Source organism: Methylorubrum podarium, from assembly GCF_022179745.1.
GTDB lineage: Bacteria > Pseudomonadota > Alphaproteobacteria > Rhizobiales > Beijerinckiaceae > Methylobacterium > Methylobacterium podarium.
In genome coordinates this window covers 1-2,107 of record NZ_BPRD01000163.1, presented here as the reverse complement: position 1 = coordinate 2,107, position 2,107 = coordinate 1, and the positions used below count along the sequence as shown (strand labels likewise).

4 protein-coding genes are annotated in these 2,107 nt (G+C 71.2%); 2 read left to right on the top strand and 2 right to left on the bottom strand.

Annotated features, from left to right (window positions below; translation table 11 throughout):
- Nucleotides 1-373, top strand: a 373-nt coding sequence (locus tag MFF42_RS08580; RefSeq protein WP_373875164.1) for a TetR family transcriptional regulator C-terminal domain-containing protein, incomplete at its 5' end; no start/stop codon positions are given.
- A gap of 167 nt (nt 374-540) precedes the next feature.
- Nucleotides 541-756: a hypothetical protein gene (locus tag MFF42_RS08575; RefSeq protein ID WP_238255359.1), complete on the top strand. Its 216-nt coding sequence runs from the start codon at nt 541-543 to the stop codon at nt 754-756.
- Between the two features lie 6 nt (nt 757-762).
- Here MFF42_RS08575 and MFF42_RS08570 read toward each other — a convergent pair whose 3' ends face one another.
- A complete protein-coding gene (locus MFF42_RS08570) occupies nt 763-1,134 on the bottom strand; it encodes a hypothetical protein (RefSeq protein ID WP_238255358.1) in 372 nt (123 codons plus the stop codon).
- A gap of 354 nt (nt 1,135-1,488) precedes the next feature.
- Nucleotides 1,489-1,863: a response regulator gene (locus tag MFF42_RS08565; RefSeq protein WP_238255357.1), complete on the bottom strand. Its 375-nt coding sequence runs from the start codon at nt 1,861-1,863 to the stop codon at nt 1,489-1,491.
- Nucleotides 1,864-2,107 lie beyond the last annotated feature (244 nt).

Genomic DNA, 2,107 nt, shown 5'->3' with positions numbered 1-2,107 from the left:
GCGCGACGTGGCCGAGCGGTTCCTGAGCAGCATCGCCGAGAGCCACACCGACCCGGCCAACCCGCCCGGCTGCCTTCTGGTCCAGGGCGGTCTCGCCTGCGGGGAGGGGTCCGAAAACATCCCCTTCGAGCTGGCCACCCGGCGTTCCCAGACCGAGATGGATCTCCGCGAGCGATTCGCGCAGGCCCGGCGCGACGGCGACTTAGCGCCGGAGGCCGATCCGGCGGCGCTGGCCCGGTTTCTCTCGACGGTGGCTTCCGGCATGGGTGTCCTGGCCTCGTCGGGGGCCGACCGCGATGCCCTGCGGGAGGTCGCGCGCGTGTCGCTGAGCGCCTTCACGCGGTGCCGCGAGGCGGGCGCTGGCCAAGCCTGATCGGAGCCGGGCCGGGGACGCCGCGATGCCGGAGCGCTCGGCCCACCGCTCCATCCCGACCGGTCCCGGCGCGCCGTGGCTCGAACGGGGCCGCAAGATCGGCTAAAGCCGATGAGACCCGGTTCGGGCGCGACCACGGCGCCCCGCTCCGCCGCACGAGAAGCCGGATGGACGACGAAGACATCATTCGCACGGATATCGAGTTCGCCGTGGCCGACGCCTGCTGGCGTCACGAGGTCGCCCGGCACCTCGGCACCTCCGTCGCCGAGGATGCGTTGACGCCATCCGAGATGAAGGGCGAGCCCGAGTCCGCGCTCCGCCTCGCCTACGAGGAGCGCCTGCGCGCGCTCCAGGCGTGGCGGCGCGCCCGCGGCCTCGCCTGATCGAACCTACTGCACCGGAGGCTGGCGGCGCGTGAGGGCCGCGGCCGCCCGTTCGATGCGGTCCCCGGTCCGCAGCAGGGCGCGCTCGACGAGGGCGAACAATTCGGGATCGTCGGCATTCTCGGCTTGGCGCGCCGCTTCGAGCAGCGCGTCGAAGACGGCACAGAGCGCGTCCGGCGGGACCGTCGTCGTCTCCGGCGGACGGGGGAGGGGGAGCGGGGGACGCCCCGACGGATCCGGCACGCCGTGCGCCGAGAGGATCTGCCGCGAATCGGCGATGATGCGCTGCGTGCGCTCGACGATGATACGGATTTCCAAAGCCAGCTGCTTGGTCCGTTCGACCTTCGCAAGCGCCGCGCTCGCCCATGGTTCGGTCATCAGGCTTCACCTTGCCGGCAACGCGGAGGCCGCCTCGGGTCCGAGACCCCGGAGGATCGCGCGGGGCGCTCCGGCCGTGCGGTCAGCGGAGTCGCCTCCGCAACCGGCAGCTTCGCATCCCGGCGGACGACACCGCAAGTGGGTGGACGGATGTCCGATACGGGATCCGGCTGACCGGTTCGGTGTCTCCGCCGTCCTTGCGAGGCGAGGCGAAAGCAACCCAGGGCACGACCTGTCCGGAGAGGTCGCGCCCTGGATCACTTCGGCTTCGCCTCGCGACGACGGGGAGGGACAAAACCCAAGGCGATCGACCGGAAACCGCAGGAACCCGTCCGTGCGGAAAAAAACCTCGGCTCAGTGTTTGATGAGCCGGCCCACGGCCTGCAGCAGCTCGCTGTCGAGGACGGGCTTCCCCAAGACGGCGTGCGAGCGGTAATCCGAGCCCTCCGCGATCCGGATCTCGCCGGTGGCGAAGAGGTAGGGCACGCCGCACTCGGTGAGGCGGTCGGCGACGGGGTAGACCGGCTCGCCGTTGAGGTGGACGTCGAGCACCGCCGCGTCGAGCGGTTCCGTCTCGATGAGGGCCAGCGCCCGCTTGGTGTCCGGGACGGGGCCGGCCACCTCGGCCCCGGCCTCCTGCAGCCACCGCTCCATCTCGATCGCGATGAGGTACTCGTCCTCGACCACGAGGATGCGGCGACCTGACAGGGGGCGCTTGGGCGTGGGCATCACGGCTCCGGCAGCGAGGGTCCGCGGAATCCTATCCGCATCGCGGCCGTCGCGAATTTTCCCAGGTTACTTCAGGGGCAGCTCGATCCGGCACCGCAGGCCGTCGCGCGCGAGCAGGTATTCGGTCCGCGCCTGCAGAGCATAGGCGAGCGCGTTCTCGATCAGCTCGCGCCCGTACCCGCGCCGGTCCAGGAGCTGCGGCTCGACACGGATGTCGCTCTCGATCCAGTTCAGCGCCATGCGC

What these genes read in the sequence shown, in the direction of transcription:
- MFF42_RS08575 (WP_238255359.1), top strand. Translation starts at nt 541, where the DNA reads ATGGACGACGAAGACATCATTCGCACGGATATCGAGTTCGCCGTGGCC.
- MFF42_RS08570 (WP_238255358.1), bottom strand. Translation starts at nt 1,134, where the DNA reads ATGACCGAACCATGGGCGAGCGCGGCGCTTGCGAAGGTCGAACGGACC.
- MFF42_RS08565 (WP_238255357.1), bottom strand. Translation starts at nt 1,863, where the DNA reads ATGCCCACGCCCAAGCGCCCCCTGTCAGGTCGCCGCATCCTCGTGGTC.